Source organism: Wenyingzhuangia sp. IMCC45533 (genome assembly GCF_054111225.1).
Genome location: NZ_CM134197.1, coordinates 2323000 through 2338253, shown reverse-complemented (window position 1 = coordinate 2338253; position 15254 = coordinate 2323000). Strand labels below are relative to the sequence as shown.

Annotated in this window: 10 protein-coding genes; 4 read left to right on the top strand and 6 right to left on the bottom strand. The window is 34.9% G+C overall.

What is annotated here, in order from left to right; all coding sequences use genetic code 11:
- Positions 1 to 21: 21 nt before the first annotated feature.
- Genes ACXGQW_RS10390 through ACXGQW_RS10380 form a run of 3 tightly spaced genes read right to left on the bottom strand, consistent with a single transcriptional unit; the run spans position 22 to position 4223 of the window.
- On the bottom strand, positions 22 to 2946 hold the full coding sequence (locus ACXGQW_RS10390; protein WP_457822619.1) for a glycoside hydrolase family 3 N-terminal domain-containing protein: 2925 nt from the start codon (positions 2944 to 2946) through the stop codon (positions 22 to 24).
- A 9-nt stretch (positions 2947 to 2955) separates the two neighbouring features.
- On the bottom strand, positions 2956 to 3441 hold the full coding sequence (locus ACXGQW_RS10385; RefSeq protein ID WP_457822617.1) for an ABC transporter ATPase: 486 nt from the start codon (positions 3439 to 3441) through the stop codon (positions 2956 to 2958).
- A 2-nt stretch (positions 3442 to 3443) separates the two neighbouring features.
- Positions 3444 to 4223 (bottom strand): exonuclease domain-containing protein, encoded by a 780-nt coding sequence (locus ACXGQW_RS10380; protein WP_457822615.1) that lies wholly within the window; start codon positions 4221 to 4223, stop codon positions 3444 to 3446.
- 80 nt (positions 4224 to 4303) lie between these two features.
- Here ACXGQW_RS10380 and ACXGQW_RS10375 point away from each other — a divergent pair, with 80 nt between their 5' ends.
- Complete coding sequence (locus ACXGQW_RS10375; protein WP_457822614.1) at positions 4304 to 4615, top strand: gamma-glutamylcyclotransferase family protein; 312 nt, start codon at positions 4304 to 4306, stop codon at positions 4613 to 4615.
- Between the two features lie 38 nt (positions 4616 to 4653).
- On the opposite strand, the gene prfA is transcribed toward ACXGQW_RS10375, so the two are convergent.
- A complete protein-coding gene (prfA, locus tag ACXGQW_RS10370) occupies positions 4654 to 5733 on the bottom strand; it encodes a peptide chain release factor 1 (RefSeq protein ID WP_457822612.1) in 1080 nt (359 codons plus the stop codon).
- 149 nt (positions 5734 to 5882) lie between these two features.
- Entirely contained in the window at positions 5883 to 6317 is a 435-nt protein-coding gene (locus ACXGQW_RS10365) for a DUF4293 family protein (protein WP_457822610.1), read from the bottom strand.
- 225 nt (positions 6318 to 6542) lie between these two features.
- Between ACXGQW_RS10365 and rho the strand changes: the two genes are divergently transcribed.
- The 3 genes from rho to ACXGQW_RS10350 all read left to right on the top strand — a co-directional run bounded on the left by rho (position 6543) and on the right by ACXGQW_RS10350 (position 14423).
- A complete protein-coding gene (gene rho, locus ACXGQW_RS10360) occupies positions 6543 to 8129 on the top strand; it encodes a transcription termination factor Rho (protein WP_457822608.1) in 1587 nt (528 codons plus the stop codon).
- Between the two features lie 320 nt (positions 8130 to 8449).
- Complete coding sequence (gltB, locus tag ACXGQW_RS10355) at positions 8450 to 12958, top strand: glutamate synthase large subunit (RefSeq protein WP_457822606.1); 4509 nt, start codon at positions 8450 to 8452, stop codon at positions 12956 to 12958.
- A gap of 1 nt (position 12959) precedes the next feature.
- Positions 12960 to 14423 (top strand): glutamate synthase subunit beta, encoded by a 1464-nt coding sequence (locus ACXGQW_RS10350; RefSeq protein WP_457822604.1) that lies wholly within the window; start codon positions 12960 to 12962, stop codon positions 14421 to 14423.
- Between the two features lie 100 nt (positions 14424 to 14523).
- Here the strand turns inward: ACXGQW_RS10350 and ACXGQW_RS10345 are convergent, their stop codons facing one another.
- On the bottom strand, positions 14524 to 14979 hold the full coding sequence (locus ACXGQW_RS10345; RefSeq protein ID WP_457822603.1) for a GyrI-like domain-containing protein: 456 nt from the start codon (positions 14977 to 14979) through the stop codon (positions 14524 to 14526).
- Positions 14980 to 15254 lie beyond the last annotated feature (275 nt).

Below are 15254 nucleotides of genomic sequence, written 5' to 3'. Positions count from 1 at the left end.
TTATTTTACACAAGTAATCCCTTAATTTTTAATGGCTTTTTGAATGATGGCTTGTACCTTGGTTCTTACATCGTATTTACCGAGATCATTATTATCCATGGTCGGATAGGTTCTATTAGATAGAAAAATATAAATCAACTCAGTTTCAGGATCAGCCCAAGCAAAAGTTCCTGTAAAACCGCTATGTCCAAAACTTTTTGGAGACACACAATTGCAAGTATTCTTAACCTCATCATCTTCGGATGGCTTGTCTAAAACCAACCCTCTCCTATTGTCTCTGGACTTAAAATAAGCTTTGTTAAAAATATCAAGAGTGTAGGGATTAAAAAATTTGTCACCGCCGTAACTTCCTTTGTTCAAATACAACTGCATTATTTTTGCCACGTTATTTGCATTGCCAAATAAGCCTGCATTCCCAGACACACCTCCTAACATGGCTGCTGCCATATCATGGACGTACCCTTGTAGTTTTTGATATCTAAAGTAAGTATCCAATTCAGAAGGTACTATGGAATCTTTTACAAATTTATTTAATGGATTGTACGCTAACGACGAAGCCCCTAATCTATTGGTAAAGTTTTCTGCTAACAAAGTATCCATACTTTTTTGATAGTGCTTTTCCAAAAGCTTTTTAAACAGAAAAAAAGACAAGCCACTATATTTGTAATCCTTTTTTTCTCTTAAAGGAGTGAGTTTAATTTCCCTATAGATGCTATCTATGTATTCATCTTTTAGATAAAGCTGATTGGCTACTTTAACGTTGTATTCCTTGTCCTTTATCATACTATACCATTGAGATTTTGGCTGCTTAGAAAATTCGTTTAAGGTTTTCAAATGAAAAGGAATCCATGCTTTTAAACCCGATTGATGTGCAAATACATCTATCACCAACAAATTTTCTAGAGGAGATCCTTTTAATTCTGGTAGTAGCTTTCCCAAAGTATCATCCAGTTTGTAAACCCTTTCATCGAACGCTTTTAAGTACAATGGTAAGGCTCCCAATATTTTAGTCAACGATGCCAAGTCATAAATAGAACTTGTATTTACTTTTTTTACAGAGTCATACGTATAATACCCATATGATTTTTCAAAAATTACCTTATTTTTTCTGGCCACTAGCACTTGCAGTCCAGGAGTCATTTTTTTTTTGATAATGTAGTTTGCTACAGAGTCTATTTTTGATAGTTGTAATGATTCCATACCAACCTCCTCTGGAAGACCATATGAAAAACGTTGCAAACTATTAGTTACAATTCCTGTTCCCACTTGGTATTCTTTAGAGACAGACACAGGTAATTGTCCGGTAAACGGAAGTCCGCCAAATATTTGTTGTGCCGCAACGGATTGAAAAACAGAATTGTTCTGATAAGCTGAAACTACACTGTTAACGTTGTCAAATCCATCTAAATTTAACAAAGCGTAAGGACTGGCAAAATTAACCAATACCACTTTTTTTAGCGCTGCCGTTTTTTGAATCATCTGTATTTCCGAAGCAGATAATTTGTAAGATTTCCATGGGTGTTCGCTAGATTTATGGACCCCTATGATTACCAAATTGCTATCAGATATTTTTGTAGACAAATTTTTGGTGGTAACATCTTTTAACTCTTTAACATCAGCATATTTCCTTAGCTGCTGTTTAAAAGGCTCTCCACTAACCCTTCCCAAAGAGAGTAACGCCATATTAAGTGTATCTAATCTTTTTAAAGGCAACAGATTGTGTTTGTTTTTAACTAACGTAATGGCATTTTCTACGACTTTCTTATAGAGCAATCTATCATCAGTAGTATCAATTCTACTTTGAATGTTCGTATTGCTTAACACCTTTTTTTGATGTAAACCTGCCAAATACTTCGCCTGCAAAACTTTTACCACGGAATTATCTAACCTTTCAATGGTAACTGTCTTTTTTTGAATAGCTTGTTTTATAGCCTTTGCACCTTTTTCCACATCTACAGGTATCAGTAACATATCGTTACCAGCCTTAAAAGCTTCAAGCGAAACCAAATCTGCAGAAGTATAATTAGCAACTCCATTCATGTTTAAAGCATCCGTAAACACCAAACCTTTAAAACCTATTTTATTTTTTAACAAGTCCGTTACCACTTTTTTAGAAATAGAAGTTGGTTTTCCTTTTTCAGTTTGCAAAGTAGGAACATCCAAATGTGCAACCATTACGCTTGCTAAATTAGAAGCTGCTAATTGTTTATATGGGTACAGTTCCAAAGAGTCTAGCCTTTCCATATCAAAGTTAACAACGGGCAACGTTTTATGGGAATCCGAAGCGGTATCGCCATGACCAGGAAAGTGTTTTGCATTGGCCAATACTCCTTCTTTCTGCACTCCTTCTATAAAAGCAATGGATTTTTTTGTTACGTTGTATTTATCTTCTCCAAAAGACCTATTCCCTATAATAGGGTTTTTAGGATTCGTATTAATATCCACTACAGGTGCAAAATTAATATGCACTCCCACCTGTTTGCAATGTTTAGCAATCTGTTGCCCAACGCGGTATATAATTGAATCGTTTTGTACAGCCCCCAAAGTCATATTCCATGGATAAGCAAACGAAGGTTCAATACGCATAGAAAGGCCCCATTCTCCATCAAAACCTACTAGTAAAGGTACTTTGGATACTTCTTGATATTGGTTATACAGATCTACTTGCTTCTGTGGAGTTCCCTGCATAAAAATCAGACCACCAATATGTTGATTTTTAATTAGGCCTAAAATTTCCTGCTCGTGCCTAGTGTCCTTATTAGAATAGGCCTGAACCATAAATAATTGACCAATTTTTTCATCCAAGGTCATATTGTTCATTATACTATCCACCCAAACAGTTTGTGCTAGGCTGTCTTTGGCTATTAAAGGACGATTATGCGTTTTGTACTGCTGAGCATTTGCTGTAATACTCAGTAAAATAAAAAGAAGTAGGATTTTTTTCATAGCAGCCTTTTAGTTAAAGTATCTAGCATGCCAGCTCTCTTTTGCGGGAACTTCCCACTGAGTTTCTACTCCTATTTTGGTATTTACCATGTTATTGAAAACGATGGTATTAGCATTAATTTCTTTATTTTTAACCTTCTTTCCAAACTCTGCCAAAGTGGTGATGGTTACCTCCTTGTTATTTTTATAAGCAATGGCTAATTTATCTAGCATATCTACTTGTAATTCTGCTTGTAGTTGCTGTACCAACTTAACAGAAGCATCAATAGAGCAACCAGAAACTTCCATAAAATCTTGATCTACGGCTACAATTAAAAATCTCTGATGAACAATGGTAAAACTTCCTCTAACATTTTCTCCGTGCCTCGTCCATTGCTCAACAAATTCCGTTGTTCTACTAGCGATTAAATCTATTTCTGTGTCGGTAAACTCTCTGTTTGATTGATAAACCCAAACTCTTGCATTGTCTGGTAAAGTATGGTAGGGTACGTACATAATTATTTTAATTTATTGTTCAAGGTTTTTAACCTAATATTGGTTAATACCTTTTTTGTATATAACGGAAAATCAGCATTGGTCATCCAATTGTAATATCCAGGATTTTCAGCCAACACCTCTAGCACAGTTCTATTTTTGTATTTCCCAAACGTAAAAATCTCTTCGTCTTTATCGTTAAACTGAATAAAACCTGCAAAATCTGCTCTTTTTTGATGAGAGGAGAACTCACTTAACGAAGCAACATCTGTACCAATATCTTTGTATTTCTCTATTTGCGCTAACAATATCTCGTAAGTAGCCATGGTATCCGCTTCCGCCGAATGAGCTCCTTCTAAATCTTTTCCACAATAAAATTGATAACCAGCACTTAGTGTTCTCTGTTCTTTCTTATGAAAAATAGTTTGGACATCTACGAATTTTACGTTGGATAGATCAAATTCTTCCACTCCTACTCTTAACATTTCTTCGGCAAGAAGAGGAACATCAAATCTATTGGAGTTGAAACCCGCTAAATCACACCCTTTTATCATTTCATAAACCTTAGGTGCTAAGGTTTTAAAAGTAGGTTCGCTGGCCACTTTATCACTGGTAATTCCATGAATCTCAGAAGACTCTTTGGGAATTTCCATTTCAGGATTTACTAGCCATGTTTTACTCTCCTTATTGCCGTTTGGAAAAACTTTTAATATTGATATTTCTACAATTCTATCTTTAGCAATATTGATACCTGTTGTTTCTAAATCAAAAAAAGCAATAGGTCTGTTTAATTTTAAATTCATCTTTGTCTTTATCTAAAGTAAATTTAGAAAATTCAGCCCAATCGCTTAAGTTTAGGGTACACAAATCTATTTTATTTTTAATGATGAATTATTTATTCACTTACGGAACCTTACAAGATCCGAAAATTCAAAAAGCATTATTTAAAAAATTATTAAAAGGAATGCCTGATTCACTTACAGGATACTTAAAGAGCAATATTACTTTAGGAGATAACAGTTACCCTATTTTAATAAAATCTAATCAGCCCAATAACTTAATTGAGGGGACTTGTTATGAATTGAGCGATGAGGAAATTTTAATTTGTGACGATTACGAAGGAGATAGCTATCAAAGAATTAGAGTTGAACTTACCTCCAAAAAAAAGGCTTGGGTATATGTAGCTTCAGCATAAAAAAACCTCTCAATTAACTGAGAGGCTTTTTAAAATTTTTAAAGATTGGCTTCACCCAGTTCTTTTAATTTTTCTGTGTTTTCTGTTAGTTTTAATTCGTCGATAATTTTGTGAATATCTCCGTCAATAATTTTACTTAGATCGTATAAAGTCAATCCTATTCTGTGTTCTGTGACACGCCCTTGCGGGTAGTTGTAGGTTCTAATTTTTGCTGATCTATCTCCACTAGCAACTAGAGAGTTTCTTTTTTCGGAATCTGCAGCTAGTTTTTTCTCTAATTCTTGTTCATACAGACGAGAACGTAAAACCTTCATGGCTTTATCTTTGTTTTTATGTTGAGATTTTTGATCCTGACATTGTGCTACCAATCCTGTTGGAACGTGCGTTAAACGAACCGCTGAGTAGGTGGTATTTACAGACTGACCTCCTGGCCCAGACGAACAAAAATAATCTACACGAATATCACTCTGTTTCATATCAATATCAAACTCTTCTGCCTCAGGCAAGACCATAACTGTTGCAGCAGAGGTATGAACACGACCTTGAGTTTCTGTTTGTGGTACACGTTGCACACGATGTACTCCAGATTCAAATTTTAAATCTCCATAAACATCCTCACCAGATACACTAAAAATAATTTCTTTAAAACCTCCAGAAGTACCGTCTGCAATATCTTCTACTTCGCATTTCCATCCTCTCGTAGATGCATATTTGGTATACATTCTGTACAAATCTCCAGCAAATATACTCGCCTCATCACCACCAGTACCTGCTCGTATTTCTACAATCACGTTTTTAGCATCCTCTGGATCTTTAGGAATCAACATAAACTTAATGTCATCTTCCAATTGAGGAATCTTTTCATTAGCTTCTTCCAACTCCATTTTAGCCATCTCCACCATTTCAGCATCAGACCCGTCTGCAATAATTTCTTTAGCCTCTTCTATGTTATCCAATAAAGATTGATAGGTATTTCCTTTTTCTACTACTTTACTTAAATCTTTATATTCTTTGTTAAGTTTTGCATAACGTTTTTGATCAGAAATAATATCTGGTTGAATAATTAAATCCGAAACTTCGTCAAAACGCTGTTTAACTATTTTTAACTTATCTAACATGTTGCTTTTTTTCTAGGGTGCAAAATTACAATTTATAATTTAAATGTAACGGATATTTGATAGAACTCAAAAAGCTTTTGGGCATAAAAAAACCCCAATACTTAACGCATGGGGTTTTTAGTCGCACTAAATAAACTAAGATGTTAAGTTTATCGTAACCTATCTACAGATTTTACAAGATCTTCATCTTTCTTAATTGCTTTGTTTGCCATGACTAGCAAAACAATAATAGCAATAGGAAAATAAATCCCAATACCTTTCTCAGAAATTTGCATTTCTCCAGGTAATTTTAGAGATAAGTATATCAATACACTTAATAAATAGAAGTTGATCAGAATGTTTAATCTATTGAACACAAACTGATTTTGCCTTTTTTTAAAACTTGCGATTGAAATGATAGACAAAATAGCTGAAATGATAAAAAACACTCCTACTGATTTTAAAAGAACTAAGTTATTTTGGATAGTAGACAACAAAAAAGTTTCCTCTCCTGTAGTTAGCGTAAAAAAAGACATAAAATTTGTTAAAACTCCAGCAATAATAAACGCTGTAAACAAATAAATTGTTTGTATCCTTTGAATCATACTCTTGTCCTAAATAACTATTACAAATTTACATTTTCTTTTTATTTATAATGACTTTGTTAGATAAAAAAAAAAACTATATTTGTTTTGGCTAAGTAAGCTATTACAGTACAATCACTTATAGTCTGTAATTAATTTCATCACAAAATCAAACACAACAACGCAATTGTCAATTTTACCACAAAAGTGTTGTTTTCATTTTATTTATCACACATATTTTTATAGATGTTAGAAATCTCACAATTAAAAGCAAAAAAGCTTGCTGACCTGCAAGAAATTGCAAAAACAATTGGATTAAAAAAAACGAGTCAACTAAAAAAGTTGGATTTAATTTATAAAATTCTTGATGAGCAAGCCGCTTTTGAAGGCAGAGCAAAAGGAGAAGTCAGAGAAAGTAACGAGGCTACTGAGGAAACTCCAAAACCTAAGAGACAACCCGCAAAGAAACGCATTGTTAAAATCACTCCTCCCGAGTCTACAACTCAAGAAGTAGGAGAAACAAAGCATACTCCGATTTCTAAAGAAGTAGGTATCGAAAAGTCTAAACCTAGAGTTAAAAAGGAAGGTAAAGACAATTCTCAGCAAGAAACTAAAAAGCAAAACAACAACCACTCAAACAATAATCCTAGAAAAAACAATAACCCTAGGAACAACAAAAATAACAAAGGCAAAAATTTAAAAGACCCTAATTACGAGTTTGACGGTATTATTGAAAGTGAAGGAGTTTTAGAAATGATGTCTGACGGATATGGTTTTTTAAGATCTTCTGACTATAATTACTTATCCTCCCCGGATGATGTATACGTCTCTCAATCGCAAATCAAACTTTTTGGTTTAAAAACGGGTGATACCGTAAAAGGTATCGTAAGGCCTCCAAAAGAAGGAGAAAAATATTTCCCTTTAATCCGTGTTTCCAAAATAAACGGATTGAATCCCAAAGAGGTTAGAGACAGAGTCTCTTTTGAACACCTTACCCCTCTTTTTCCTGAAGAGAAATTTAACTTATCAAGTGGTAGAAGTTCTCTGTCAACAAGAATTATGGATTTATTTGCTCCCATTGGTAAAGGTCAGCGTGGTATGATTGTAGCTCAGCCTAAAACAGGTAAAACAATGTTGTTAAAAGACATTGCCAATGCTATCGCTTTAAATCATCCTGAAGTTTATCAATTGGTTCTTTTAATTGATGAGAGACCCGAAGAGGTAACAGATATGCAACGAAATGTAAGAGGAGAAGTAGTAGCCTCTACTTTTGATGAACCTGCTGAAAAACACGTAAAAGTCGCTAATATTGTTTTAGAAAAAGCCAAAAGATTGGTGGAATGTGGACACGATGTTGTTATTCTTTTAGACTCCATTACACGTTTAGCCAGAGCATATAATACCGTAGCCCCTGCTTCTGGTAAAATATTATCTGGAGGTATCGATGCCAACGCACTTCATAAACCTAAGAGATTTTTTGGAGCTGCTCGTAACATAGAAGGTGGTGGATCCTTGAGTATTATCGCAACTGCTTTGACTGAAACTGGTTCCAAAATGGACGAGGTTATCTTTGAAGAATTTAAAGGTACAGGGAATATGGAACTACAATTAGATAGAAACATTGCGAATAGACGTTTGTACCCTGCTATTGACTTAATCAAATCTAGTACACGTAGAGATGATTTATTGTTAGATGAAAAAACGGTTCAGCGTATGTGGGTATTGCGTAAATACTTAGCAGACATGAATCCCGTAGAGGCTATGGAATTTATCAAAGACAGAATCAAATCGTCCAGAAATAACGATGAGTTTTTAATCTCCATGAACGGATAGTATTTCTAGATTATACTGATATAAAAAACGGATATGAACTTTCATATCCGTTTTTTATATTTTAATAAATAATCAGTCCAAATAAGCTAATCTATTAGTTTACAAACCATTATTAGGACGGTACCTAATATCTTTGTAATGAGAGATTTTGTACTCCCAAAAAAAAGAGTTTTTATTTTGACACATTCGCAATAAAAACGCTTGCTGGTACAAATATTATCAACAATTATCTGAATATGACATTACAAAGTTATCTATCCATATTCTTAGTTTGATATTCATTAATATTTACGTAATTTTGCCACCTATATTTTTAAAATATGATACAGAAACAAGGACTATACTTACCAGAATTTGAGCATGAAAACTGTGGTGCAGGTTTTATTTGTAACCTTAAAGGGGAAAAAACCAACCAGATTATTCATGATGCATTAGAGATTTTAGTGAAATTAGAACACCGTGGAGGTGTTAGTGCTGACGGGAGAACCGGAGATGGTGCTGGATTATTAATTGATATCCCACACGATTACTTTAAAAGAGTTTGTGAATTTGAATTACCTGAGCAAAGAAAATATGCTGTAGGTATGGTGTTTTTACCTAAGAACACGAATCAACACAAATTTTGTAAAGATGTTTTCGAAAAAGAAATTTCTAACCAAGGATTAACCGTTCTAGGTTGGAGAGAAGTTCCTGTAGATTCTTCTCAATTAGGAGAAATAGCATTGGCTTCGGAACCTAATATTGAACAACTATTTATTGCTCAAGGAGACTTAGAAGAAAATATTTTTAGAGCTAAATTATATGCTGCTCGTAAAATTACAGAGCACGCAATAGCGAACTCTAAAATGTCTGAGTCTAATTATTTCTATTTACCTTCTTTGTCTAATACTACACTTATTTACAAGGGTATTATTATGCCAGAAGATATTGGGCCTTACTACACAGATTTGCAACAGCCTGATTTGGTAACTAGACTAGCCTTAGTACACCAACGTTTCTCTACAAACACAATGCCTGCTTGGGATTTGGCTCAGCCATTTAGATTCCTTTGTCAGAACGGAGAAATTAACACGCTAAGAGGTAACGTATCTAGAATGCGTGTACGTGAAGAAATCATGGCTTCTGGTGTTTTTGGAGATCAAATAGAAAAATTATTCCCAATCATATTACCTGGAAAATCAGATTCAGCTTCTATGGATATGTCTGTTGAGTTATTAACTCTTACAGGACGTTCTTTACCAGAAGTGATGATGATGACCATTCCAGAAGCATGGGAAAAGCACGCTACTATGTCTGAAGACAGAAAAGCGTTTTACGAATACAATTCTTGTATTATGGAACCTTGGGATGGTCCTGCCTCAGTTCCTTTTACAGATGGTGACTACGTTGGAGCTTTATTAGACCGTAATGGTTTAAGACCTTCTCGTTACACCGTAACTAAGAGTGGTAAGCTAATCATGTCTTCTGAAGTAGGGGTGGTGAATGTTGAACCAGAAGATGTAGTAAGCCACGGTCGTTTAGAACCTGGTAAGATGTTTTTGGTTGACATGAACGAAGGTAGAATTATTGACGACGAGGAAATCAAGAATAAAATTGTTTCTGAAAGACCATACAAACAATGGTTAAAAGAAAAGAGTTTAAAATTAAAAGACGTTCCTAACGAGAATAAAACTTGTCCAATTGAAACATTGGACTTAAAAACTCGTCAACGTTTATATAACTACACCATAGAAGATATACAAGAAGTAATTGTACCTATGGCCTTAGAAGGTAAGGAAGCATTAGGTTCAATGGGGATTGATACTCCTGTTGCCGTTTTGTCTGACAAACCTCAATTACTTCCAAACTACTTTAAGCAATTGTTTGCTCAAGTAACCAATCCTCCTTTGGATGGTATTCGTGAAGAAGTAGTAACTGACATTAGTTTAGCTTTAGGAAATGACAAAAATATTTTTGACATTACTGCTGACCAATGTCACAAATTAAGAATTCAAAATCCTGTTATTTCTAATAACGATTTAGAGAAAATTAGAAATATCAATATTGATGGTTTTAAGTCTCAAACTATTGAGATGTTATATACCAAGGTTAAAGGGATGAACGGTTTAGAGGATGGTTTGGAAGAAATCATCACTCAAATCTCTAAAGCGGTAGATAACGGTGTTAATATCATCATTTTATCAGATAGAGGTGCTTCTAAAGACAAGGCTCCAATTCCTGCTTTATTAGCTTGTTCTTATGTACATCATCAAATGAACCGTTTACGTAAACGTTCTTATTTTGATATTGTTATTGAATCTGCTGAGCCTCGTGAACCGCATCATTTTGCTACTTTATTTGGATATGGTGCTTCTGCCATCAACCCTTATATGGTAAACGAAATTATCAGTTTACAAGTAAAAGAAGGTTTTATTGAATTAGAAGAGCAAAAAGCTGTAGATAATTTTAACAAAGCCATCGGAAAGGGGATTTTAAAAGTAATGAACAAAATAGGAATCTCTACTTTACATTCTTACAGAGGTTCTCAAATTTTTGAAATTGTTGGTTTCAACTCAGAATTTGTAAATAAATACTTCCCGTACACAGCTTCTAGAATAGAGGGTATTGGATTGTACGAAATTGAAAAAGAAATTAACGAACGATACAAATACGCATATCCAGATACTTACATCGATAAACGTTTAGGCTTAAACATTGGAGGTGACTATAGATGGAGACGTAACGGTGAACGTCACATATTTAATCCTACAACGGTTGCTAAATTGCAACAAGCGGTTAGGTTGAATGACCAAGCTTCTTACGACATATATAAAAATGCCATTAACGAACAAGCTAAAGGATTATTAACCATCCGTGGATTGTTTGAGTTTACCAATTTTGATCCAATTCCTGTTGACGAGGTAGAACCTTGGACAGAAATTGTAAAGCGCTTTAAAACTGGAGCCATGTCTTATGGTTCTATTTCTCGTGAAGCTCACGAAAATTTAGCGATTGCCATGAACCGTTTGGGAGCAAAATCTAACTCTGGTGAAGGTGGTGAAGACAGAAAACGTTTTCAACCTGATGCCAACGGAGATAATAGAAATTCTGCCATCAAACAGGTTGCATCAGGACGTTTTGGAGTGACTTCTCACTACCTAAGTTCTGCTAAAGAAATTCAAATCAAAATGGCTCAGGGTGCTAAGCCAGGAGAAGGGGGGCAATTGCCAGGTACTAAAGTACTACCTTGGATTGCTGATGCTCGTAACTCAACTCCTTTCGTAGGATTGATTTCTCCTCCGCCACACCACGATATATATTCTATTGAGGATTTAGCTCAATTAATCTACGATTTAAAGAATGCCAATCGCGAAGCTCGTATCAATGTTAAACTGGTATCAGAAGTAGGGGTAGGTACTATTGCGGCTGGTGTTGCTAAGGCAAAAGCAGACGTGGTATTAATTTCTGGTTATGACGGTGGTACTGGAGCTTCTCCTCTAACCTCTTTAAAGCACGCTGGTCTACCTTGGGAACTTGGTTTGGCAGAAGCACAACAAACGTTAGTATTAAACAATTTACGATCTCGTATTGTTGTTGAGTGTGATGGTCAGTTAAAAACAGGACGTGATGTTGCTGTTGCTGCATTACTAGGAGCAGAAGAATTTGGATTTGCAACTGCACCTTTGGTAGCTTCAGGATGTATTATGATGCGTAAGTGTCATTTAAATACTTGTCCAGTAGGTATTGCTACTCAAGACAAGGAGTTACGTAAAAACTTTAAAGGAACTCCTGAACATGTAATTAACTTTTTCTATTACGTAGCTAACGAATTAAGAGAAATTATGGCTCAACTAGGATTCCGTACTATGGATGAAATGGTTGGTCAGACACAAAAAATAAATGCCAATACTGCTATTGAGCATTATAAGGCCAAAGGATTAGATTTATCTGCTATTTTACACCAGCCTGCTGGATACAGTGATTTACCAGTAAAGAACATCGAGAAACAAGATCATAATTTAGATAACGTGATTGACTTCCAAATTTTAAAAGATGCGCATGCTGCTATCTTTAGAAAGGAAGTAACCACACTAAATTACCCAATAGGAAACACAGATCGTTCCGTTGGAGCTATTGTTTCTAATGAAATTTCCAAAATCTACGGTCACTTAGGATTGCCAGAAGACACACTAAACTTAAACTTTTCAGGTTCTGCTGGACAAAGTTTAGGAGTATTCGGAGCACACGGTATTACTTATACTGTAGAAGGTAATACAAATGACTACTTAGGTAAAGGTTTATCTGGAGGTAAAATTATTGTGAAAAAACCAGCCAAAGCTGACTTTATCGCTGAAGATAATATCATTGTTGGTAACGTTTGTTTATTTGGAGCTGTTAAAGGTGAGGCATACATTAATGGTATTGCTGGAGAACGTTTTGCAGTTCGTAACTCTGGAGCAACAACAGTTGTAGAGGGTGTTGGAGATCACGGATGTGAATACATGACAGGAGGTAGAGTTATTGTACTTGGCGATACAGGACGTAACTTTGCAGCAGGTATGTCTGGAGGTTATGCTTATGTGCTAAACACTACAGGACAATTTACCAACGGATTGTGTAATGAAGAAACTATTGATTTTGATCCTATTACTGAAGAAGATGCAGCTGAATTAAAAGGATTAATTGAAAAGCACGTTACTTATACGGATAGTAATAGAGGTAAAGAGGTATTAGCTGACTGGGAGAATAACTTAACCAAGTTTGTAAAAGTAATGCCTAAAGAATACAAAGTAGCTTTAGAGCGTATTGCGAATGAAGAACCAATGTTTGAAGAATTAACAGTATCATAATATGGGAAAAGTAACTGGATTTAAAGAATTCGAAAGAAAAGACGAATCGTACAAAGCTGTTGAAGAGCGTGTACAACATTATAAAGAATTTACAGTCCCATTGAGTGAGGCTGAAATTACAGAGCAAGGATCACGTTGTATGGATTGTGGTATTCCTTTCTGCCACAATGGTTGTCCGTTAGGAAATTTAATTCCTGACTTTAATCACATGGTGCACCAAGGCGAGTGGCAAAAAGCTTCTTTAATACTACATTCTACTAACAACTTTCCTGAATTTACAGGTAGATTATGTCCTGCACCTTGTGAACAAGCTTGTGTGTTAGGTATTATAGAAGATCCTGTTTCTATTGAGAATATTGAAAAAAACATTGTTGAACGTGCCTTCGAAGAAGGTTGGATTAAACCTCAACCTCCTAAAAACAGAACAGATAAGACTGTTGCTGTTGTAGGTTCTGGACCTGCAGGTTTGGCAACCGCTCAGCAATTAAACAGGGCTGGTCATACAGTAACCGTTTTTGAGAGAGATGATGAAGTGGGTGGTTTACTGCGTTACGGAATTCCTAACTTTAAGATGGAAAAAGGAGTTATTGATCGCCGTGTAGCTGTTTTAGAAGCAGAAGGTATTACTTTTAAAACCAATGCCAACGTAGGTGTAAATGTTTCTATAGAAGAATTAAAAGCTTTTGACTCTATTGTATTATGTGGAGGTGCAACACAAAGACGTTCTTTACCTACTCCAGGTATCGATGCTGACGGTGTAGTACAAGCTATGGACTTTTTAACGCAACAAACTAAAGTCGTTTTTGGTAAAAAAGTTGAAGACCAAGTCTTAGCAACTGGTAAAAACGTAATTGTAATTGGTGGTGGAGATACTGGTTCTGACTGTATCGGTACTTCTAACCGTCAGGGAGCTAAATCTGTTTCTAACTTTGAAATTATGCCGAAGCCTCCAGGACACCGCTCACCAACTACTCCATGGCCTTACTGGCCTTTACAACTAAAAACTTCTTCTTCGCACAAAGAAGGAGCCGATAGAAACTGGTTAATTAATACTAAAGAATTCGTTAAAGACGAAAACGGTAAGTTGACTGCTTTAAAAACAGTAAACGTTGAGTGGAAAATGGTACCAGGGCAAAGACCTCAATTGGTAGAAATTGAAGGGACTGAAAAAACATGGCCATGTGATTTGGCATTGTTAGCTCTTGGATTCACAGGTCCAGAAGGAACTATTGCTGAACAACTAGGTATTGAATTGGATCAAAGATCTAACTACAAGGCAGAATACGGTAGCTATCAAACAAATGTTCCTAATGTATTTACAGCTGGAGACATGCGTAGGGGTCAATCACTAATTGTCTGGGCAATTTCTGAAGGTCGTGAAGCAGCTCGCCAAGTTGATATTTTCTTGATGGGTAAATCTGATTTACCATCTAAAAACGATACGGGAGATCTAGTGGGATTATAAAAATAAACCATCTACATATTTAACAAAAACCTCATTGTAACTTACAATGAGGTTTTTGCTTTTAAAATTTTATTAATTAGTTCAAACTTGATATCAAAAATTATATGGAAATTAAAATGTCTGCTTCTCCGTCTATAGGGTTTGAAGCTCTATCATCGTAAACTTCTAAATCATAAGTATAGGCTCTTTTTATATCAGTCTGCCAAATAGTTTTCCATGTGTTAAAAACAGCATCCTCCATTAAATTACCTTTAGCTGTAAATTTAAAATATTCTGCCTTGGGAATCAATTTAACCGTTAAATTACTTGGGATATCATCCAAACTTGTTACTTGATAGCCCAGTAACATACTATAAGGTTTTGTAAAATCTCCTTGATAATCATAATACAAAGCATATATTGTATCATTGAGTTTATTGGGAATTTTATCTTTAAAATCTTCCTTAATAAACCTCCTCCATAAATCAGGAATATCTTTGGCTGCTTTACCATTTTCATTGGTTGTTCTGATTTCCAATCCAACAAGTATTAACTCATCTTTGCTAATCGCTTTCATAATCACTTATATTTTATTTATTATAGTTACAAAACTATTAGTCAAACATGTCTATACCTGTCAGGGGTCTAAAAAAAACACCAATCTATTCCGTTTTTTTTGAAAAATTTTAATATCAACTGCATCAATATTTATCAACTATGTTAATTTTACCCCAGTATCAAAACTATTTAATTGATAATATATTGCAACTAAAGCAATTAAATGTTAATAACATTCACCTTAAAATCTCAATATTCTAAACAAAAAATGTTATTTTTAGAATACTGAGAATT